This is a genomic window from Agrobacterium sp. O3.4 (assembly GCF_041414895.1).
Classification (GTDB): Bacteria; Pseudomonadota; Alphaproteobacteria; order Rhizobiales; family Rhizobiaceae; genus Agrobacterium; species Agrobacterium cucumeris.
In genome coordinates, this window is record NZ_JALPZP010000002.1 from 582,047 (window position 1) to 602,845 (window position 20,799).

The window sequence follows — 20,799 nt, forward strand, 5'->3', positions numbered from 1 at the left end:
TGTGAGGGCCTGCGGCACTACGCGCCGCAGGCATGTTCGTCTGGGCGATCAGGCGACCGCGCGCGGCTTGAGCGCCGGGCGGTGCGCGGCCTCGAGATTGCGCGGCACGCGGCCTTCGACGGGATGGCTCGGATCGTTGAAGCCGGGTGTCGAGGGATGGCCTGTCGTCACAAGGCTGTCGACCAGTGCTTCATCTTCGGCATCGATTTTCACATCGAGGGCGCGGATATAGCCATTCCAGTGCTCTTCGGTGCGCGGGCCGGTAATGGCGGCGGTGACGAACTTGTTGTTCAGCACCCAGGCGAGCGCGAAATCCGCCGCCGAAACGCCCTTCGAAGCGGCATGGGCCGCAACCTTCTGGGCGATTTCAACCGATTCCGGACGCCATTCCGTTTCCAGAACGCGCTTGTCGCCACGGCCAACGCGGGTATCGGCACCCGGCTGTTCGCCCGGCTGATATTTGCCGGTCAGTACGCCGCGTGCGAGCGGCGAATAGGACACGACACCAAGGCCATAATGATTGGCCGCCGGCAGCTGCTCGGCTTCGGCCGTGCGGTTGACGATGTTGTAGAGCGGCTGGCTGGCAACCGGCCGGTCGATGCCGAGCTGGTCGGCCAGATGCGAAATTTCAGCAATGCGCCAGCCGCGGAAGTTCGAAACGCCGAAATAGCGCAGCTTGCCGGCGCGGATGAGATCGGCGATGGCGCGCACCGGCTCTTCCAGCGGCGCATCGAAGACGGCGCGGTGGAAATAGAGGATGTCGATATAGTCGGTGTTGAGGCGGCGCAGCGAATTTTCGACGGTCTCGATCACCCATTTGCGCGAATGGCCGCCAAGGTTCGGGCCCTTGGTATGGGAATTGACGAATTTCGTCGCCAGAACCCAGTGATCGCGCGTGGACTTGATGCCGCGGCCAACGACCTCTTCCGACTTGCCGTCGTGATAGACATCGGCTGTATCGATGAAGTTGATGCCCTGTTCGCGTGCCTTGTCGATGATGCGGAAGGCCACGTCATCCGGTGTCGGGCCTCCGAACATCATCGTGCCGAGGCTTAGCGGTGAAACTTTCAGCGCGCTGCGTCCGAGATAGCGATAGTCGACCATTATGGTTGCTCCTTTAAGTTATTGGGCATGGTGGCAGGCCACGGCGTGGTTCTTGCCGAAAAGGGTGTAATCCGGCGCTTTTTCGCGACAGAGATCGGTGGCGAGCGGGCAGCGTGTGTGAAACCGGCAGCCGGATGGCGGATCGTGCGGGCTCGGCAGATCGCCGGAAATGGGCGCGGCCTGCTTGCGGCGCGCGGGATCCGGAACGGCAGCGAGAAGGGCGCGAGTATAAGGATGCTTCGGAGAAGCCCAAAGTTCCGATGTCGGTGCGCTTTCGACGATCTTGCCGAGATACATGACCAGCACGCGGTCGGAGAAATAACGCACCACGGACAGATCATGCGAGACGAAGAGATAGGACAGCGAAAGCCGCTTTTTCATCTCCACCAGAAGATTGAGGATCTGCGCCTGTATCGACAGATCGAGCGCCGAGACCGGCTCGTCGCAGACCACCAGTTCCGGTTCCAGAACCAGTGCGCGGGCAATGCCGATGCGCTGGCGCTGACCGCCGGAAAATTCATGCGGATAACGGTCGAGCGAATCCGTGGGCAGGCCGACCTGCGCGACGATGGCTTCAACAATCTCCCGCTGGCGCGCCCGGTCGCCGATGCCGTGCACTTTCAGCGGCCCGGTAAGGATGGTGCGCACCGTCTGTCGCGGATTGAGGGAGGCGAAGGGATCCTGAAAGATCATCTGGATGCGGCGGCGTATGCCGCGCAGCTGCGAAGGCGTCATTGCCGTCACATCGGCGCCCTTGAAGGTGATCCTGCCGGATGACGGTTCGACCAGACGCATCAGCGACTTGCCGAGCGAGGATTTGCCGCAGCCGGATTCGCCCACCAGTGCCACGGTTTCGCCCGCCTCGATATCGAGCGAGACGTCATCGACGGCGCGCACGGTTCCGCGTCCGCCCGTATAGTGGGTGGAAAGACTATGCACTGACAAGAGCGTCATTGGACACCTCCTGGGATGTGGGGGATACGAAGGGGCAGGCGGCGTAGCGGCCTTCCGAAATCGGCCTTAGCGGTGGCACGAACTGCCCGCAGAAACCACGGGCGCTCGGACAGCGTGGCCGGAAGGCGCAACCGCGTTCCCCCGTGGCGGAAACGATGGAGCCGGGAATCTCGATGAGCGGCCCGTCGCGATAATGCTGGCCATCTTCCGCGCGCGGCGAGGCGGCAAGCAGGCCGCGCGTATAGGGATGGTAGGGGTTGGAGAAAACCGGTTCCGGCAGCCCTTCCTCCACTTTACGGCCGGCATACATGACCATCACCCGGTCTGCCCATTGTGCCACGATACCGAGATCGTGGGTGATGAGGATGACCGCCATGTTGAGATCGCGGCGCAGATTGTCGAGCAGCTGCAGGATCTGCGCCTGTATCGTCACGTCAAGAGCCGTCGTCGCCTCGTCGGCGATCAGGAGTTTCGGATTGCAGGCAACGCCGATGGCGATCATCACACGCTGGCGCATGCCGCCGGAAAGCTGGTGCGGATAATCATCCACCCGGCGGCCGGCATCGGGAATGTTGACGAGGTCCAGCAGCTCGATGGCGCGTTTGCGCGCCTGATGCCGGTCGATCTTCTCATGGATGCGCAGCACCTCGATGATCTGTTCGCCGACCGTCAGCACCGGGTTGAGCGAGGTCATCGGCTCCTGAAAGATCATGCCGATATCCCGGCCGCGAATGCCGCGCCATTGCCGCTCGGAAAGCGGCAGCAGATCGCGGCCCTCGAGCAGAACCCGGCCGCCGGTCTTGGCGTGGGAGGGCAGGAGGCCAATCAGGCCAAGCGCCGTCAGGGATTTGCCGGAGCCGCTTTCGCCGACGATCGCCAGCATTTCGCCGGGGCTGACATCGAAACTGACGCCTTTGACCGGCTGGGTTGAGCCGAAGCTGACGGAGAGATCATGGACTTCGATCAGTTTGCTCATCGGCGTTCCTCCGAAAAGCGGGGGTTGAGCGCATCGTTGAGGCCATCGCTGATGAGGTTCAGCGAAATGACGGTGAAGACGATGGCAAGGCCGGGAAGGGCGGTCAGATACCAGGCCGTGCGGATGACATCACGGCCGGAACCGATCATCGAACCCCAGGAGACACGGTTGGGATCGCCGAGACCCATGAAGGACAGCGCTGCTTCCATAAGGATCGCGCCCGCCACCATGACCGAGGAGGTGACGATGATCGGCGGCAGCGCATTGGGCAGGATTTCCTGAAAAACGATGCGGGCATGGCCATAACCGAGGCTACGCGCGGCGAGCACATAGTCCTTTTCGCGGATGGCGCGGAATTCCGCACGGGTAAGGCGCGCAACGAGCGGCCAGGTGATGATGCCGATGGCTGACGTGACCGTGGTGACAGACGGTTGGGCGATGGCGACGAGCACTACCAAGAGCACGAAATTCGGCAAGGTCTGGAAGATTTCGATGAGCTTGACGAGGATGTCGTCAATCACACCACCGAAATAACCGGCGAAAGCGCCAACCGCGATGCCGATGGTGAGGCCGATCAGCGTTGCCACGACACCGACGGTGAGCGAGATGCGCGCGCCATGCACGATGCCGGCCAGAACATCCCGGCCCATGGAATCGGTTCCGAGCGGATAGGCCGCGTTCTGGCCCGGCCACAGGAACGGGCGGGCCACCATTTCCAGGGGATCGCCAGGATAGATCAACGGGGCGATCAGTGCGGTGACGATGACGGTGGCGAGAAACAGCAACCCGACGATGGCATTGGGATTGGTGAGGAAGATTTTCAGTTCGCGCCGCAGTCCACGTCGCGGCACGGAGACGGAGCGGGCCGAAAGCGCATCCGGCGCATGAATATAGGGCCAGGCCTTTTCTTCCGGCTTTTTCGGTTTGGGATTGGTCTCTTCAGCGCCAAGTTCGGCCGTGTTGAGAACCGCTGTCGTGTGGGATGAGTTCATCGGCTTTCTCCGATGCGGGGGTCAAGCCATGCCTGCAACAGGTCCACGGCCGCATTGACGATGATGACGACGAGGGAGGAGAGAAGCAGAATGCCGAGCAACACGCTGAAATCACGCGCCATGACGGCTTCGAAAGCAAGGCGGCCAAGGCCCGGCCAGCTGAAGACGGTTTCAACCACGACGGCGCCGCCGAGCAGGCCGCCAATATGCATGCCGGCCATGGTGGTGATGGGTATGAGGGCGTTGCGCAGGATATGGCGCGTGGTGAGCCTAATCGGCGAAACGCCCTTGGCACGCGCCGTGCGCACATAGTCCTGGGATTTCACCTCCAGCATCGCCGCGCGGGTGAGGCGGGCATAAATGGCCAGAAAATAGAGCGCCAGCGACAGGGCAGGGAGCACGATGTAACGCAGCCTGTCGAGAAAGGCTGAAAACCCGGTAAGGCTGCTGCCGATGGTGCTGTCGCCGCCGGACGGAAGCCAGCCGAGCTTGACCGAAAAGGTCAGGATCAGCATCAGGCCGATCCAGAAACCCGGTACGGAATAAAAGATCAGTGAGCCAATCGAAATGATCCGGTCCGGCAGCTTGCCGGAGAAAAGCGCCATGATGGAGCCGAGGAACACGCCGACGAAGATCGCGATACCAAGGGCTGCGCCCATCAGCGCCAGCGTGCCGGGCAGGCGCTGGCCGATAAGGTCTGCCACAGGCATGCCGTATCGCGGCGAAAAACCAAGGCTGAACTGGGCCAGATTGCCGAGATAGTTCATCAGCTGATGCAGAACCGGCAGATCAAGCCCGAAGCGGGAGCGGATTTCCGCCATGGTCTCGACGGTTGCCGAACCCGCTTCCGCTGCCAGGACATCGGCGGCATCGCCAGGTGCCAGCTGCAGCAGGAAGAAGTTCAGGATGACGATACCGAGAACCGTCGGAATGGCCTGAATGGCCACCCGTCTTGCCTGCGATAAAATCCGTTTCGAATTCGACATCGGCTCCAGTCCGTAAGCGTGGGAAACATAAAATCAGCCTCGAAAGGCGTGAGCATTAGTTGACTAATTTTATGGAATTTGTCAAAGAGTAATAGAATTATTTTCTGAAATTTACGGAAATATGCGCCATAAAGAAAAGATAATTCCTAATTATGAGAATGGTTGGTTCTTCATGCCAAACTCACTCTCCTCTGCGGAACAAACTTCTTCCTAAGCGCGACCGTTCAGTTTGCCGGTTTTTCGCCGGTTCAATCAAGGAGAGGGTATCGTATGACTATTTTCAACCAGACGACGCGGCGAGGATTTCTGCTGGCCTCGGTGGCGCTTGGCGTGGTGTCTTTGCCGGGGCTGAAGCTCCGCGCGGCGGAGCCGGCAAGTGGCGGCACGGCCACCCTGCTCATCTCATCGGAACCGCCGGTGCTGACGACGATCGCGCATACGGCCTATAATTCCGTCTATATATCGCCAAAGGTTACCGAAGGTCTGCTGACCTATGATTTCGATCTCAATCCCAAGCCGCTGTTGGCCAAATCATGGGATGTGAGTGCAGATGGCCTGCGTTATACCTTCAAGCTGAGGCCCGGCGTAAAGTGGCATGACGGCAAGCCCTTCACTTCCGCCGATGTGGCTTTCTCCATCAATACCATCAAGGAAGTGCATCCGCGCGGCCGTAATACATTCCTGAACCTCACAAGCGTCGAGACGCCTGATGAGTTGACGGCGGTTCTGGTTCTTTCCAAACCAGCGCCATACCTGATAACGGCGCTCGCCGCCGCCGAAACGCCCATCGTGCCGAAACATCTCTATGAAGGTACGAAAGTGACGGAAAACCCGGTCAATCTCGCCCCCATCGGCACCGGCCCGTTCAAGTTCAAGGAGTGGGTGCGCGGCAGCCATATCGTTTTCGAGCGCAATGCCGATTATTGGGATGCGCCGCGCCCCTATCTCGACAAGCTGATCGTCCGCTTCATTCCCGACGCATCCGCCCGCGCGATTGCCATTGAAACCGGCGAGATCGATCTCGCCCCCAGCACGCCGGTCGCCTATAGCGATCTCGACCGCCTGAAAGAGCTTCCCAGCCTCGGTTTTGAGACAAACGGCTATCAATATTCGAATTCCGTCAGCCGCGTGGAGTTCAATCTCGAAAAGGATGTGTTCAAGGATGTGCGCGTCCGTCGCGCCTTCGCGCATGTGATCGACCGCAACGTCATCTTCAACACCGTTAATTACGGTTACGGCGCAACCATCACCGGGCCGATCAATCCCAAGCTGACGAAATGGTTCGTGGATGATCTGAAAACCTATCCGATCGATCTGAAGGCCGCCGAAGCGCTTCTCGATGAGGCCGGATACAAGCGCGGTGCAGATGGCATCCGTTTCAAGCTCAATCTGGATTATGTGCCCAGCACCGAAGCCTATCCGCGCGGCGCGGACTATATTCGCCAGGCGCTGGCGAAAGTCGGCGTCGACGTGACGGTGCGCACGCAGGATTTCGCCACCTATACCAAGCGCATCTACACGGATCGCGATTTCGATTTTGCCTATGAGGGCATGAGCAATCTCTTCGATCCGACCGTCGGCGTGCAGCGGCTTTACTGGTCGAAGAACTTCAAGAAGGGCGTGCCTTTCTCCAATGGTGCGGCCTACAGCAATCCGAAGGTGGATGCGCTTCTCGAAGCCGCCGCCATCGAGATCGATCCGGAAAAGCGCGTCGCGCAATGGAAGGAAATTCAGCAGATTCTCGTAGAGGACGTGCCGGCCATCGATATCGTTGCGGCACCCGAAATTACCATCTTCAACAAGCGTATCGCCGATCACACCATCGGCGCCGAAGGTGTGGCGGGAAGCCTCGCCTTCGCGCATATCGCCGCATCCTGATCGTTTCACCAGACCCGGCCCCCTTTGCTGCGGGCCGGGACTTTTCCCTTTCATCGAGGACAAAGCCATGAGCACGTCACTTTCTGAAATCTGGTACACACGCTGCCCGGTGCCCACGCCCGTGGGACTGGCGGCGCAGCTCGGTTATCTCGGGCAGACCTTCGAGGAGGTCGGCATATCGCTGAAATCCATCATCGATTCGCCTGACCGTTCCGTTCGTCAGAGCCATTTCAACCACACGCTGGAATGGTCCTTCCGTCACGGCGGCAATGTGCCGCCCATCCGCGCCCGTTCGGAAGGGCGCAATACGCGCCTTGTTGGCATTACCTGGACGGATGAGTTTCAGGCAATCATCACCCTGCCTGAGACCGGTATCCGCTCTGTTGCCGATCTTGTCGGTCGCCGTTTCGGCGTGCCGCGCAGGCCGGAAGGCATTGTCGATTTCATGCGGGCGACGGCGCTGAAGGGGATTGTCTCTGCGCTTTCGCTGGAAGGGCTGACGGTAGAGGATGTCGAACTGAAGGATATCGTCATCACGGATTCGGTGCTGGCCACGCAGGAAGGACCGTCGCTTTTCGGACTGAAGCGCCGGCAGTCTTTCGGTGAGGAGATCATCGCGCTATTGCGGGGTGAGGTCGACGCGATCTTCATCAAGGGAACGGCGGGTATTGCTGCCGCCAATCTGATCGGTGCGGTGCAGGTGGTGGAATTCGGTTTTCACCCCGATCCGAAAATACGCATCAATTCCGGTTCGCCCCGGGTGCTGACGGTTGATGGGCGGCTTGCCGATGAGCGTCCCGATCTGGTGGAGCGGCTGGTTGCCGCCATCGGCAAAGCCTCGCTCTGGGCGGAGCAGCATCCGGAAGAAACGCGTCGTTTTATTGCCCGTGAGGCCGGCGCGACGGAGGAACAGGTTCTGGCCGCCAACGGGCCGGAGGTCCACCGCCATCTCGGCCTTGGCCTTGATGCGGACCTTGTCGCCGCTGTCGGTCACTACAAGGATTTCCTGCATCAATGGGGTTTCCTTGAAAACGACTTCGATCTCGGCGAATGGATTGACGATCGTTTCGTGACGGCAAGTGAAAGGGCGGTGGCATGAGTGGTGCGTTATCTGCCGTTCCGCGCCCGCTGGAGCAGCAATCCAGCCCCGTTGCCGTTGCAACTGCGCTGGCCGACGATTTCAGCCTGACGGCGGCGGACCATGACAAAAGCGGCGAATTCGCCGCCGGCAATTTCGAGGCGCTTTTCAAGTCCGGCCTGCTGGGTCTCGTCACGGCTGAAAAGGATGGCGGCTGGGGCGAGGGCATTGAGACGGCCCATGCCGTCATCGCCGCCATTGCCAGGGGCGATCCGTCCACCGCCCTCATCCTCGCCATGCATTACAGCGTTCATGCCGCGATACGGCGCGGCAAATGGCCGGTGGCACTTGCTTCAAGGGTGCTGGCCGCCAATAGCAGGGAGCCGGCGCTTTTGAACAATGCGCAGGCGGAGCCGGGGGTCGGTTCGCCGGCTCATGGCGGCCTGCCGGAAACGACGGCGCGGATCGAGGGCGATGTCTGGGTTGTCAATGGCCGCAAGAGTTTCGTCACTGGCTTGCCGGGTCTGAAATGGGCGATCGTGCTTGCGGTAACGACGGAAGAGGCGCCGCGCCTGATCCAGCTTCTGGTACCGCTCGATGCGCCGGGCATCACCCAGGAAAAGGCATGGGAGGCGACCGGCATGTATGCCACCGCAAGCCATGACCTGGTGCTGAAGGAGGTAAGGGTGGCGCTTGCTGATATCGTTGCCGAACAGCCGGCGGATGAGCCGTTGCGGCGCGATGAGGCAGACGGCTATAATTTCTTCGCGCTACTGGCTTCCGTCTATCACGGTGTAGCGCTTTCGGCACGTGACGATCTCCTGCGTCATCTGAATGGCCATGTCCCGGCAAGCCTTGGTGCGCCGCTCTCCTCCATTCCCCGCATTCAGGAAGGTCTCGGCCAGATCGAAGTGCTTCTTGCTGCAAACCGGCGTTTACTTCTCTCCGTCGCCCGCGATATCGACGCTGGCGAAAGGGTGGGAACCGATGCGCTCGCCGTTCGCCATGTGGTGATCGACAATGCGGTGGCGGTGACGGATCTGGCGCTGGAGCTTGGCGGCAATCGCGGCCTGCGCCGGGATTATAATCTCGAACGCCATCATCGCGATGCCATCACGGCAAGGGCGCATGCGCCACAAAGCCACATGATCCGCACGATTCTCGGCCGTCAGAGCATCAAGGCGGCGGGCGGCTGATCGATGAAAACGCCGGGCGGCCTTGCCTCTGCAAGATCACCCGGCATCGTCTCGGCATCAATCCCGCAACAGCGGCAAGAGCCTGTCGCCCTGCCGTTCGATCTCCTGCAGATAGGGCGTGTCGGAAAGCACGAAGTGGGTGATGCCAAGCGCGCGGTATTTACGCAGTGACGCCGCGACATCCTCCGCCGAACCCACCAGCCATGTGGTTGCCGCACCGCCGCCGCCGAACTTGCCCGGTGCGGTGTAAAGATTATCGTCCAGAACATCGCCCTGACGGTGCAGATCCAGCAGCCTGCGTTGGCCGATTGCCACGCCTTGCAGATGATCGTTCCAGCGCGCTCCGTTATTTGCTGCCATTTCGGCAACCTTCGCTTCCGCGTCGCGCCATGCTTCTGCCGTCGTTTCACGGACCAGCGTGGTGATCCGCAGGCCGAATTGCAGCGGCGGCAGGTCGCGGCCAAGCGTTTCACTGAAATGCCTGAGCCTTTCTATCCGTTCGCCCACACCGGCGAGCGGCTCGCCCCAGAACAGCTGCACGTCCGCCTCGGTTGCGGCGACCTGCTCGGCCGCCTCGGACGCGCCGCCGAAATAAAGCTTCGGGTGCGGCCGGCCGTCGCGTGCGGCGATACGCGGCAGGACAGTCGAATTCCTGACCCGGAAATGATCCCCGTCGAAGGTGACATTTTCTTCCGTCCAGAGCCGCCGCACCAGCCGCATGAACTCTTTCGTGCGCGCATAACGCTGCGCCTGATCACCTTCTTCATCGCCATAGGCAGCCAGCTCGTCGCGACCCGAGACGACATTGATCCGTACCCGGCCACCCGAGAGTTGATCGAGTGTGGCGGCGGCGGATGCGAGATTGGCCGGTTTCCAGTAGCCGGGGCGGATGGCGATCAGCGGCTCGAAGGTGGTGGTGCGCGCCGCAAGGGCGGCCGCCACCGTGAATGTGTCGGGCCGGCCCCAGCCGGTGCCGATCAGCGCACCTTTCCAGCCATGATTTTCCAGCGCCTTTGCGTGGCTGGTCAATGTATCGAGGCTGTTATGGTTGTCGCTGACGGCATCGCCCCTGTGGCCGGGTTTGACGTCATTGGGGATGTACCAGAGAAATTCGCTCGTGCTGCTCACATTATCCGCCTGAATTTTCGATTCATGTCGCGGTGGGAGAATGACAAAGCGGCGGCGGATGGGCCAAGCAGCGGTGTCTCATTTGATGTGTGACGGAGGAAAAGCTTTTCGCAGGAAGGGAATATATTGCACATATTTTCTATGTAAAAAATGTGAGTAAATGATTCCGCCTTAACAGGAATTTATCGGCGGTTGAGAACGCATTTTCTTCTGTATCGAATTTCTTCAGATCGATTTTTTCTTTGGTCCAGAAAGGTGAGCAAGCCAGCATTCGACTGGAATCGTAAAAATCATCATGCTTTGCACGGACCACCCGCAACCACGGAGCAGGCATGTGTACCACCTTGATTGTTCCCGGACTGAACGGTTCGGATGAGGGGCATTGGCAGCGGCACTGGCTGCTGGATGATCCCGCAGCGCAGCTGGTAGATCAGGATGACTGGCAATGCCCGGTTCTCGAGGACTGGCTTGATCGTCTTGAAGCAGCGCTTGCCTCTGTCGACAGCGCCTATATCGTCGCCCACAGCCTCGGTTGCGTGCTGGTCGCGAATATGGCCTCCCGGCCGGCGGCGGCAAAAATCAGAGGTGCGCTTCTTGTCGCGCCGGCCCATCTGGACAGGGTGGAAGCGATGCATCCCTGTATTGTCCGGTTTGGAGCCTTTCCCCTGGTGCCGCTTGCCTTCCCCAGTCTCGTCGTCGGCAGTGTGAACGACCCCTATATGAGCCCGGAAGATCTGGCACAGACGGCCGCCAGCTGGGGAAGCGATCTCGTCAATCTTGGCCCGGCAGGACATATCAATATCGCTGCCGGTTTCGGAAGGTGGCCAGAGGGATATGACCTGCTGGCACGCCTGAAAACGGGTGCGGGTTCTGAAACGCCTGCGACCAGATCGAGAATAAGGGGACTGCCGGCGGCTCGTGGTGCGCATCTTCAGGGTGATGTAAGCGCACTCTAATCCATCCGTTGCAAACGGATGTGGTCAAGCCAAACGTCGCATGCACAACCTTTGAGCGCTTTATGGCTGTTTTATCCGCCATAAATTTCGAATCTCACCTTTTGATTGTTTTTAGTGACTGCATTTATTTTCTACAGAAAATATGAAAAAGCGTTTCTTCGCTCCGGACGATTTTGTTGCGACCTTTCAATGGCCATCAAATCAGGAAGGGGTAAGGGAATGTCCAGGATCAAGTTTGTAGCGTCGGCTCTCGGCGGATTGTTGTTGTCGACGGTATCGCTGTCCGCTGCCGGAGCATCGGACGCGCTGGTGACGGCCGATTGGCTGAAGGAAAATCTCGACAATCCGAAGGTTCGGGTTTTCGAAGTCAGCGTCGATACGGGTGTCTACGAGCGCGGGCATATTCCCGGCGCGGTGAACCTCAACTGGCATACGGACCTCGTCGACAAGGAACGGCGCGATATTGCCGCGCGGGAAAATTTCCAGTCCCTGCTGCAAAAGGCCGGCGTCGGCGACGATACGACGATCGTTCTTTATGGCGACAACAATAACTGGTTCGCCGCCTGGGGCGCGTGGATTTTTGAAACCTATGGCCTTGGCGACCGGGTGAAGCTGCTGGATGGCGGCCGCAAGCTCTGGGAAGCGCAGGGCCTGCCTTTCGACACATCAGCACCCGCAACGGCCGAAACGAAACTGAAGCTTGATGAACCGGATACGTCGGTGCGAGCGCGGTTTGTTGACGTGGTCGCCGTGGCCGAAGGAAAACATAATATCAAGCTGGTCGATATTCGCTCGGCGGATGAATATTCCGGCAAGATTTTCGCCCCCGATGGCGTCAAGGAGTTGTCAGTGCGGGCTGGTCATATTCCCGGCGCTGTCAACGTGCCGTGGGGCACCATCGTCAACAAGGACGGCACCTTCAAATCTGCAGATGAGATCAAGGCGATCTATGCGGAAAAGGGTATCGACGGCTCCGCCCCGGTCATCACCTATTGCCGTATCGGCGAGCGCTCCAGCCACACCTGGTTCGCCTTGAAGAAGATACTTGGGTACGACGTCCGCAACTATGACGGTTCCTGGACCGAATATGGCAATGCGGTCGGCGTTCCCATCAGCAATCCGACCGGTACGGTCTGGACGGGTAAATAAACCGCAGCCTTCGTTTTTGAAGCCGGTGCGCCAGTGAGGTGCACCGGCGTTTTCTCCTGCCATATCCGGTATTTCATGCATCTTACCTTTCGCCGCTCCGCGGCCCTCGCCATTTTATGCACGCTGACTGTTGCTGCTCACCAACTGGGGACGCTTGAAAATGGCAGGCAGCTTGCATTTTCACTGTTGGCCGGTATCGCTTTCGGCATCGTGATGCAGCGCGGACGGTTCTGCTTCCTCTGCAATTTCCGGGATTTCATCGACGACAGGCGCTCGGATGGCGTCCTTGCAATTCTCGTCGCACTTCTTGCGGGCGTGGTGTTTTATCAGATCATCACCATCGCGTGGATGCCGGTTCCGCAACCTGGCCGTCTGCCGCCCAATGCGCATATCGGCCCGGTCGGCTGGGTCCTGGCGTTGGCTTCGACGGTTTTTGGTGTAGGCGCTGCACTTTCCGGCTCCTGCCTGTCCGGGCATTTTTACCGGTTGGGGGAGGGAGCCCTTGGCTCCGTTCTTGCCATTGCCGGTGCGGCGCTCGGTTTTCTGCTGGCGTTCCTCAGCTGGAATTTTCTTTATACGCTCAGCGTATTCAACGACCCACCGGTCTGGCTGCCGCACCATCTGGGATACGGCTTGGCACTGTTGCTTGCCGGTTTTGTTTTGGTCGGGCTGATCTTCATTGTTCTTTTTTTCGACAAGTCAGCGGTTGTTCCATTGGGCGTACCAGAAAACCGGCTGCAGCAGGCCCTGCGAAGCGTTTTCGTCGAACGCTGGCCGCCTGTCGTCACCGGGGTTGTGGTCGCAGCCATCAGCGCCTTTTCCTATTTCCGCGTTGCGCCGCTTGGGGTAACCGCCGAACTCGGCAGCGTCGTCAGAACGGCCGGCGCATCCGCGGCATGGGTGCCGGAAACGCTTGCGGGCCTCGATACGGTGCGGGGCTGCATCAGTGCGGTGAAAACCACGCTTCTGTCGCCTAACGGCGTCTTCGTGCTGGGGCTGATTTTCGCGAGCTTCGCAGCCGCGCTTTCGGCGGGAAAATTCCAGCCATCCTGGCCGTCTGCCGGCGGGTTGGCAACCCGTTTTGCCGGAGGTGTGCTGATGGGCTGGGGTGGCATGACCGCGCTTGGCTGCACCATCGGCGTGCTGCTGTCGGGCATTCATGCGGGCGCGGTGTCGGGTTGGGTATTTTTCCTTTTTTGTGGTCTTGGCGCTTTTACAGGCCTCATTCTCAAACGTCGGTTGGCCTGGCCGTGAGGCTCATACGCTGAAATCCTGCCGATTCTGGCCTGCGAAATGGAATTTCCCCCATTAGGGCAACCTTAGGCCACCTTTGCAGGCTGCTCACCAATTATAGAATAGTAATTTTATGGAAAATATTGACGATTTTGGATCCGCGCCGGAGGATAGTGGACGTTGAGCAAAGGAGGCGCACATGCCGCAGGGATTTCATGCGTTTACTTTTGATCTGTTCGGTCTGACACGGCGTCGGCCGCACGCAGATGAGCAGGTTACTCTTCATCCGTTGGATCATACCGGGCGTATCAGGCAGGGAAAAAGCGATCTCGAGCTTGAGCGGGAAGAAATCTGCGAAATGAACTTCGCCATGCTTAGCCTGTACCCGGTTTTCTAAGGTTACAGACCGCCGGTGTGGCAAGACTCGCGGGAGACACAAACACTCCCCTATTCGGAAAAATTGGAACGAAATTTCTTATATAGCCGGGGGAATTGGCTACCCTCTTTTTGTCCGGTTTCTTGCCGGCCGGGATGAGTAAGAAAGGGTCTGACAGATAGAACATTATTTCCATAGAATATAAATATTATGGAAAACGATGTCTATTTAATGCCCTGCCGCCGCTGCTAGCTATTGGACAATTCAGCTGTTTTCAGGAGCGATCGATGACACTGCAATATGCGGCCAAGGATCAACAATTCATCAATCTTCGCGATCCGGTCTCGGGTAAGGCTGCGGATGCCGACAGTCTCAAGGCGGCGCTGAGAACGCTCGGCGGCGGTGTCAGCGTCATCACCGCCGGAGAAGGCGAGGCGCGCACGGGTGCGACCGTCACTTCAGCTACCGCTTTGTCTGTCGATCCGCCGAGAATTCTGGTGGCGCTCAACCGTTCGTCGTCCACATGGCCGGTGGTGCAGCGTTTTGGTCACCTCGCCGTCAACATTATCGGCGCGAACCACCAGTTCATCGCCAACCAGTTTGCCGGCATTGGCGGCCTGAAGGGTGCGGACCGTTATCGCGGCGCGGAGTGGACCAGGCTTGCAAGTGGCGCGCCCATCCTTGAGGACGCCGTTGCCGCTATCGATTGCACCATTGAAGAAGCAATCGAGCGGCACAGCCATGTCATCATCATCGGCAAGGTAGAGGCGATCCGCATAGGCTCCGGACATTCGCTGGTCTACCAGAACGGGCGTTATCATTCGCTGGACTGAGTGAGCGCTTTCAACGGGTTATTTTTTGAGGGAGTTGAGCATGGGATCTGTCACGCCTCTCGGCGAAAGAATTCGTTTCGTTCCTCCACGTCTCGGCGCGGATGGCGATGTGCTGACCGTCGCCCGGGCAATTGCCGGGAAATGTCCCTTCGAAAATAGCGGACAGATCCACGCGCGGATCGCCCGCTCCGGCCTTCTTGCCCTCTCCGTTCCGAACGAACTGGGTGGAGCGGATATAACCAACGATATTCTCGCCCAGGCGCTTTCGATTATTGCTGCCGCGGATGCGGAGGCAGCGCGTGATCTGGTCGAACATTTCACTGCGCTTGAATTCATCCGGAATGCCGGCGGCGAAGAGCAACGCAAGGCCCTCTTTGGCCGTCTCGATCTTGGCGAAACCTTCGCGCTTGCTTCCTCCGATCTCAGCGCGGAGCATGCGGTCTTAACGAATGACGACGATTTCGCCCTGCGGCTTCCCGACGACGTGGTGCGCCCTGTTGCGACCGATGCGGACTGGATTGTGGTTCCGGCTGTGAATGCGGCGGGAAAAAACCTGCTCGTGGTTTTGCGCAATCGGCCGGATACATCATGGGATGGCCTGCTGCGCGCCGATCAGGTTACATTTCTTGCGCAGGGCGCAGGAAATCTCGCCGCCTCCGTCGCCACCCTGCTGAAAGCCGCGGTGGCGCTGGGTGAAAAACAGCGTGAACTCTCGACGCTACTGATTGATCGATTGGCAGACGAGGGCGTGGCGCGTCCCGTCATCGGCGAGGTTTTTCTCGCCATTGAACTGCTGAAAGCGCAAATCTCCAGCCTGGCGGCAAATATCGATGCGGCGCAGGTGGGCGCGGAAAACGTGACCTTTCGCTCGGTCAGAAACAATGCCATCACGCTTGAAATCCTGATGGCGCGTCTCGGCCTTATCGATGGCCTGAGTGAATCCGGGCTGATTGCCTCTCTGGAGGATGATCTGCGCCGGCAATAAGCGAAGCCTATTTTCCGGCAGGAATGGAAAGCGCGTCCTGCCCATCCTTCGCGACGAATTGTGCGAGCGTCATATTGTCCAGAATGGTCGCGATGGCGTCACGCACGTCCGTCATCGAAACCCTGACCTGACAGGTCTCGGGATCGTCACAGTCGTCGCAGGCTTCAAAGGCGGTACGGCTGGCACAGCGGATGGGAGCCAAAGGCCCGTCCAGCGTGCGGATGACCTGGCCGATCATGATTTCGGATGGCATTTTCGATAGGGAATAACCGCCATTCGGTCCCTTCTTGGAGCGCAGAATACCGCTGTTGCGCAGCTCCAGAAGAATGGTGTCCAGAAATTTCTTCGGAATATTGTTGCGCGTGGCAATCTCGGTCACGAAGGCGGTTTCTCCCTGGGGCAACCGCGCCAGATCGACCAGAGCCTTTAATCCGTATTTGCCTTTTTTGGTCAACATCGCCTGATCCGCAAAGAGGGCCGGTACATTCCGCAACGCCGGCCATATTATTCCTAACTTACTAAGTAGTTTTTAGCGAATTCCCGCGCAAGCCGTTTCCTCCGGATATGGCCTTGAAAACCGCCTGCTTTCCGCCTTTTAAACGTCACATCTCCAGCACTGCGGATATTTTTTGCCTAGACCGGTTTCAGAATCGTGGCGGAAAACAATATTTTCTCTGATCGCGCTGCAACGTGGAACGAACGTTCTTTATTAGAATATAAAATCAGTAGACAAAGTATGCATCAAAAGACGTGCGAGGTGATGATGTATACTCTCAGTTTGCTGGATAAGAGCCCCGTTTCGGCGGGCGAGGATGCGGCGGGCGCATTCCGCGACACGATCAACCTTGCCAGACGCGCCGAAGATCTGGGGTACCGGCGGTTCTGGGTGGCCGAGCATCACAATTCGCCGGAACTCGCCGGTTCAGCACCCGAGGCGCTGGTGGCGTGGATTCTGGCGAAGACATCCCGCATCCGCGTCGGTTCAGGTGGCGTGATGCTGCAGCATTACAGCCCCTATAAGGTTGCCGAAGTCTTCAACGTGCTATCGGCGCTTGCACCCGGCCGGGTCGATCTTGGTGTTGGCAAGACACCGGGCGGGTTGCCGCTGGCAACCTCAGCCCTGCAACAGGCTTATGACCCGGCGAGAAAGCCGGATTTCGAAACGGCTTTCGGGGAACTCACCACATTCTTGTCTGGTGCAGCGCCACAGGACCACGCGCAGGCCGGATTGCAGGCAACGCCGGCGCCTCCCGTTGCAGCGGAGAGGTTTCTGCTCGGCGCCAGCCCGGAAAGCGCAAGGCTTGCGGCCTCAAAGGGATGGAACTTCGTTTTTGCCGGTCACCTCAATGGTGATCCGGAGGTTCTTCGCAGCAGTGTTTTGGCTTTCCGAGAACAAAGCGGCGGCAAAGCTCCGGTCCTTGCCCTGTCGGCTTTTGCCGCGAGTGACCCCGATCACGCCGCAAGGCAGGTGGAGGGACAGCGCATCTACCGGGTATTTCTGAGCGATGGCAGGGCATTCAACCTCGGCCGGCGGGAGCAGGCGGAAGAGTTCGCCCGCCAGTCCGGTGGCAGCGATTATCGCATCGAGGAGCGCAAGCCCAACGTGCTCCATGGCGCGCCAGAAGATATTCACCGGGCGTTGCGTGCGCTTTCCGAAGAACACGGCATCGAGGAATTCATCATCGAACCGCCGCATGTGGGAGCCGATCAGCGGCTTGCCTCGATTGAACTCTTGGCCACGCATCGCCTTTCCCGCGCGGCGTGATCTTGTCCTCAGGAGAAATGACATGACGAGAAAGAAAATCCGTTTCGGCATCATGCTTCAGGGTCCCGGTGGGCATATGAACGCCTGGCGGCACCCAAAAAGCCCGGTCGACGCCAGCGTCAATTTTGACTTCTTCAGGAAGACGGCGCTGAAGGCGGAAGCCGCCGGCATTGCCTTCGCCTTTGTGGCGGACGGGCTTTACATAAACGACAAGTCGATCCCGCATTTCCTCAACCGTTTCGAGCCGCTGACCATTCTTTCGGCGCTTGCCTCCGTCACCTCGAAGATCGGCCTCGCGGGTACTGTTTCGACGTCTTATAGCGACCCTTTCACAATCGCCCGCCAGTTCGCCTCGCTCGATCTGTTGAGCGGCGGCCGTGCCGGATGGAATGCGGTGACGACGCCGCTTGAAGGCACGGCGAAAAATTACAGCCGCAATCATCCGGAACATGCGCTGCGCTACGAGATTGCCGATGAATATCTCGAAGTCATCAAGGGCCTGTGGGATAGCTGGGACGACGACGCCTTCGTGCGCAACCGGGAGAGCGGACAGTTCTTCGAGCGCGACAAACTCCATACGCTCGGTCACAAGGGACGGTTCTTCCAGGTGGAAGGCCCGCTGAACATCCAGCGCTCGCCACAGGGGCAGCCGGTGGTGTTTCAGGCCGGCTCCTCCGATGCGGGCATCGGCCTTGCGGGCAAACATGCCGATGCCGTCTTCACCAATTCCGCTTCGCTGGAAGAAAACCAGACCTTCCTCAAACGTGTAAAGCAGAGCGCCGTTGCGCAGGGCAGATCCGCAAGCGACGTGAAGATTTTCCCCGGTATCGGACCGATTGTCGGCGAGACGCAGGAAGAGGCGGAGGCGAAATATGACGTCATCCGCAACCTCATCACCATCGAAGATGCGCTTGCCTATCTCGGCCGCTTTTTCGACCACCATGATTTCAGCGCCTATCCGCTGGATGAACCTTTCCCCGAACTCGGTGATATCGGCAAGAATAGCTTCCGTTCAACGACCGACCGTATCAAGCGCCGGGCAAAAGAAAAGAACCAGACGCTGCGGGAAGCGGCGCTGGAGGCTGCAACCCCACGCGAAGGTTTCATCGGCACGCCGGACAAGGTGGCGGACGAAATCATCCGCTGGGTGGAAAATGATGCGGCCGATGGCTTCATCCTGGGCTTCCCGGTCATTGCCGAAGGGCTGGACGATTTCATCCGCCTCGTCATTCCAGTGCTGCAGCGGCGCGGTTATTTCGATCCGCATCTGGAAGGGGCAACCCTGCGGGATCATCTCGGCCTGCCTTTCCGGGAAAGCGTCTATTCCAGCGGCGAAAGCGGCGCGGACAAGGCCATAGCATAAAGCTGCGGCCGGGCGGCAAGGCCGCCGTCCGCGCAGATTACAAGGCGCGGCGCGCAAAAAGCCGTGCAGGAGACAGAACCATGAATATCCGCATTAACGGCGCGCGTCCGCAGGACGACGCCGAACGGGGAATCCTTGCCTTCATCGAGGAGAGCATCGCCATCCGGCATGATCTCCACCGGCATCCGGAGCTGTCGCTCAAGGAAAACCGCACGGCGGCGCTCATCGCCCGTTATCTGCTGTCGTTCGGATATGAGGTGACGGAAGGTGTCGGCGGTCACGGTGTCGTTGCCACCCTGAAACGGGGTCATGGTGAAAAACGTCTCGGCATCCGCGCCGATATCGATGCGCTGCCAATTCATGAAGAGACCGGCCTTGCCTATGCCAGCGAAACGCCGGGCGTCATGCATGCCTGCGGTCATGATGGTCACACGACGATCCTGCTCACTGCTGCCCGTTATCTTGCTGAAACCTCGGATTTTTCCGGCACCTTGACGCTGATCTTCCAGCCCGCCGAGGAGATCGGCGCGGGTGCGAGGGCGATGATAAAGGACCGGCTGTTCGAGCGGTTTCCCGTTGATGCGGTCTTCGGCCTGCACAATTGGCCGGGTGTGGAAACCGGACAGTTCGGTTTCGTTGAAGGCCCTGCCATGGCCTCCGTCGACAAGGCGCGGGTGCGGATCGTCGGCAAGGGCGGTCACGGTGCGGCGCCGCATGAGACCGTCGATCCGGTTCTGGCCTCGGCAAGCTTCATCACCGCCCTGCAGAGCATTGTTTCCCGCAACGTCGATCCGCGCGAAATGGCGGTGCTGACCGTCGGTTCCATCCATGGCGGAACCGCCTCCAACGTCATTCCCGAGAGCGTGGAACTGCAGATCACTGCCCGGGCTTTTTCACCCGCCGTGCGCGACAGGCTGGAAGAACGGCTTCCGGCACTCGCCAAGGCGCAGGCGGAAAGTTTTGGCGCGAGGGCTGACGTTGCCTATTCCCGTGGTTTTCCGCCTGTAATCAATCACGCGGCGCAGACGGTTTTCGCCCGCGATGTCGCCAGACGGCATTTTCCAGCCGGACAGATCGTCGAAGGGTTTCAGCCGCGCACGGCGAGCGAAGATTTCGCTTTCATGCTGCAGGAGCGACCCGGCTCCTACCTCTTCGTCGGCAATGGCGACAGCGCCTCCCTGCACAGCCCTCACTATGATTTCAACGATGCAATCATTGCGCCTGCGGCACGCTTCTGGGTGCGCCTGGCTGAAGCATACCTCTCCTGACACGAAATTTAGGACAAGGACATGAGCGACAGTTTTTTCTACACATCGGTCAAGGATCCGCTCGCAACTCCGCTTCTGGAGGAGTTGCTGTTCGAATATGACAGCCGTTACGGCACATTCTTCAATGCGGAAGGGGCAAGGGCGGAGCTGAACAAATATCCGCCGGAAGCCTTTAGTCCGCCATCTGGCAATTTCCTGCTGCTTCTGCGGGATGGAAAGCCGATCGCCGGCGGCGCTTTCATGCGTTACGACGAGGAGACTGCCGAATTCAAGCGGGTCTGGACCCATTCGGCCCATCGTCGGCAGGGGCTGGCGAAGCTCGTGCTTCGGGAACTGGAGCAGCAGGCGATCCGGCAGGGTTATGCCCGTGTTTATCTGACCACGGGGTTCCGCCAGCCGGAAGCCGTCGGCCTCTATCTCACCAATGGTTATCGCGCCTTGTTCGATACGGCGGCTGATCCCGAGACGATCAGGTCGCTGCCCTTCGAAAAATTTCTTGCCGATGCGGCTTGCGGTTCCGTCCCGGACGGCACGCCGATACCGGCCGTCCATCCGCAACCCTCTTCCGCCCATCCGTGA

Annotated in this window: 20 protein-coding genes; 13 read left to right on the top strand and 7 right to left on the bottom strand. The window is 59.4% G+C overall.

Annotated features, from left to right (window positions below; translation table 11 throughout):
* Positions 1–48 precede the first annotated feature (48 nt).
* The 5 genes from M0412_RS15490 to M0412_RS15510 are packed head-to-tail and all read right to left on the bottom strand — an operon-like array spanning position 49 to position 5,012.
* Positions 49–1,104: an aldo/keto reductase gene (locus M0412_RS15490; RefSeq protein ID WP_065117474.1), complete on the bottom strand. Its 1,056-nt coding sequence runs from the start codon at positions 1,102–1,104 to the stop codon at positions 49–51.
* An 18-nt stretch (positions 1,105–1,122) separates the two neighbouring features.
* A complete protein-coding gene (locus M0412_RS15495; protein ID WP_174033855.1) occupies positions 1,123–2,058 on the bottom strand; it encodes an ABC transporter ATP-binding protein in 936 nt (311 codons plus the stop codon).
* Positions 2,036–3,034, bottom strand: a complete 999-nt coding sequence (locus M0412_RS15500; RefSeq protein WP_142843639.1) for an ABC transporter ATP-binding protein — start codon at positions 3,032–3,034, stop codon at positions 2,036–2,038. The genes M0412_RS15495 and M0412_RS15500 overlap by 23 nt, the downstream gene beginning before the upstream one ends.
* Positions 3,031–4,026: an ABC transporter permease gene (locus M0412_RS15505; protein ID WP_065117477.1), complete on the bottom strand. Its 996-nt coding sequence runs from the start codon at positions 4,024–4,026 to the stop codon at positions 3,031–3,033. The genes M0412_RS15500 and M0412_RS15505 overlap by 4 nt, the downstream gene beginning before the upstream one ends.
* Entirely contained in the window at positions 4,023–5,012 is a 990-nt protein-coding gene (locus M0412_RS15510; RefSeq protein WP_065117478.1) for an ABC transporter permease, read from the bottom strand. The genes M0412_RS15505 and M0412_RS15510 overlap by 4 nt, the downstream gene beginning before the upstream one ends.
* Before the next feature lie 270 nt (positions 5,013–5,282).
* Between M0412_RS15510 and M0412_RS15515 the strand changes: the two genes are divergently transcribed.
* From M0412_RS15515 to M0412_RS15525, 3 genes are all read left to right on the top strand, one after another.
* Positions 5,283–6,890, top strand: coding sequence for an ABC transporter substrate-binding protein (locus tag M0412_RS15515; RefSeq protein ID WP_269699252.1), 1,608 nt, complete (start codon positions 5,283–5,285; stop codon positions 6,888–6,890).
* Positions 6,891–6,957: 67 nt separating this feature from the next.
* Complete coding sequence (locus M0412_RS15520) at positions 6,958–7,989, top strand: ABC transporter substrate-binding protein (protein ID WP_269699253.1); 1,032 nt, start codon at positions 6,958–6,960, stop codon at positions 7,987–7,989.
* Complete coding sequence (locus tag M0412_RS15525) at positions 7,986–9,164, top strand: acyl-CoA dehydrogenase family protein (RefSeq protein WP_269699254.1); 1,179 nt, start codon at positions 7,986–7,988, stop codon at positions 9,162–9,164. The genes M0412_RS15520 and M0412_RS15525 overlap by 4 nt, the downstream gene beginning before the upstream one ends.
* Positions 9,165–9,221: 57 nt before the next feature.
* On the opposite strand, the gene M0412_RS15530 is transcribed toward M0412_RS15525, so the two are convergent.
* A complete protein-coding gene (locus tag M0412_RS15530; protein ID WP_142843635.1) occupies positions 9,222–10,292 on the bottom strand; it encodes an LLM class flavin-dependent oxidoreductase in 1,071 nt (356 codons plus the stop codon).
* Positions 10,293–10,624: 332 nt separating this feature from the next.
* Between M0412_RS15530 and M0412_RS15535 the strand changes: the two genes are divergently transcribed.
* The 6 genes from M0412_RS15535 (at position 10,625) to M0412_RS15560 (ending at position 15,824) form a co-directional block, all read left to right on the top strand.
* Positions 10,625–11,248, top strand: a complete 624-nt coding sequence (locus M0412_RS15535) for an alpha/beta hydrolase (RefSeq protein WP_269699255.1) — start codon at positions 10,625–10,627, stop codon at positions 11,246–11,248.
* A gap of 219 nt (positions 11,249–11,467) precedes the next feature.
* Entirely contained in the window at positions 11,468–12,397 is a 930-nt protein-coding gene (locus M0412_RS15540) for a sulfurtransferase (protein WP_269699256.1), read from the top strand.
* 75 nt (positions 12,398–12,472) lie between these two features.
* Positions 12,473–13,651, top strand: a complete 1,179-nt coding sequence (locus M0412_RS15545) for a YeeE/YedE family protein (RefSeq protein ID WP_269699257.1) — start codon at positions 12,473–12,475, stop codon at positions 13,649–13,651.
* Positions 13,652–13,829: 178 nt separating this feature from the next.
* On the top strand, positions 13,830–14,027 hold the full coding sequence (locus tag M0412_RS15550) for a hypothetical protein (RefSeq protein WP_269699258.1): 198 nt from the start codon (positions 13,830–13,832) through the stop codon (positions 14,025–14,027).
* 266 nt (positions 14,028–14,293) lie between these two features.
* Positions 14,294–14,839 (top strand): flavin reductase family protein, encoded by a 546-nt coding sequence (locus tag M0412_RS15555; RefSeq protein ID WP_142843630.1) that lies wholly within the window; start codon positions 14,294–14,296, stop codon positions 14,837–14,839.
* 40 nt (positions 14,840–14,879) lie between these two features.
* Positions 14,880–15,824 carry an acyl-CoA dehydrogenase gene (locus M0412_RS15560; protein WP_142843629.1) on the top strand — a complete coding sequence of 315 codons (945 nt, stop codon included), beginning with the start codon at positions 14,880–14,882 and terminating at the stop codon, positions 15,822–15,824.
* Positions 15,825–15,831: 7 nt separating this feature from the next.
* Here M0412_RS15560 and M0412_RS15565 read toward each other — a convergent pair whose 3' ends face one another.
* Positions 15,832–16,281, bottom strand: a complete 450-nt coding sequence (locus M0412_RS15565) for an Rrf2 family transcriptional regulator (protein ID WP_046801485.1) — start codon at positions 16,279–16,281, stop codon at positions 15,832–15,834.
* 303 nt (positions 16,282–16,584) lie between these two features.
* Here M0412_RS15565 and M0412_RS15570 point away from each other — a divergent pair, with 303 nt between their 5' ends.
* From M0412_RS15570 to M0412_RS15585, 4 genes are all read left to right on the top strand, one after another.
* Complete coding sequence (locus M0412_RS15570) at positions 16,585–17,589, top strand: LLM class flavin-dependent oxidoreductase (RefSeq protein ID WP_269699261.1); 1,005 nt, start codon at positions 16,585–16,587, stop codon at positions 17,587–17,589.
* A gap of 22 nt (positions 17,590–17,611) precedes the next feature.
* On the top strand, positions 17,612–18,952 hold the full coding sequence (locus tag M0412_RS15575) for an LLM class flavin-dependent oxidoreductase (RefSeq protein WP_269699262.1): 1,341 nt from the start codon (positions 17,612–17,614) through the stop codon (positions 18,950–18,952).
* Positions 18,953–19,032: 80 nt separating this feature from the next.
* Positions 19,033–20,220, top strand: a complete 1,188-nt coding sequence (locus M0412_RS15580) for a M20 aminoacylase family protein (protein WP_269699263.1) — start codon at positions 19,033–19,035, stop codon at positions 20,218–20,220.
* 21 nt (positions 20,221–20,241) lie between these two features.
* Positions 20,242–20,799, top strand: coding sequence for a GNAT family N-acetyltransferase (locus tag M0412_RS15585; protein ID WP_269699265.1), 558 nt, complete (start codon positions 20,242–20,244; stop codon positions 20,797–20,799).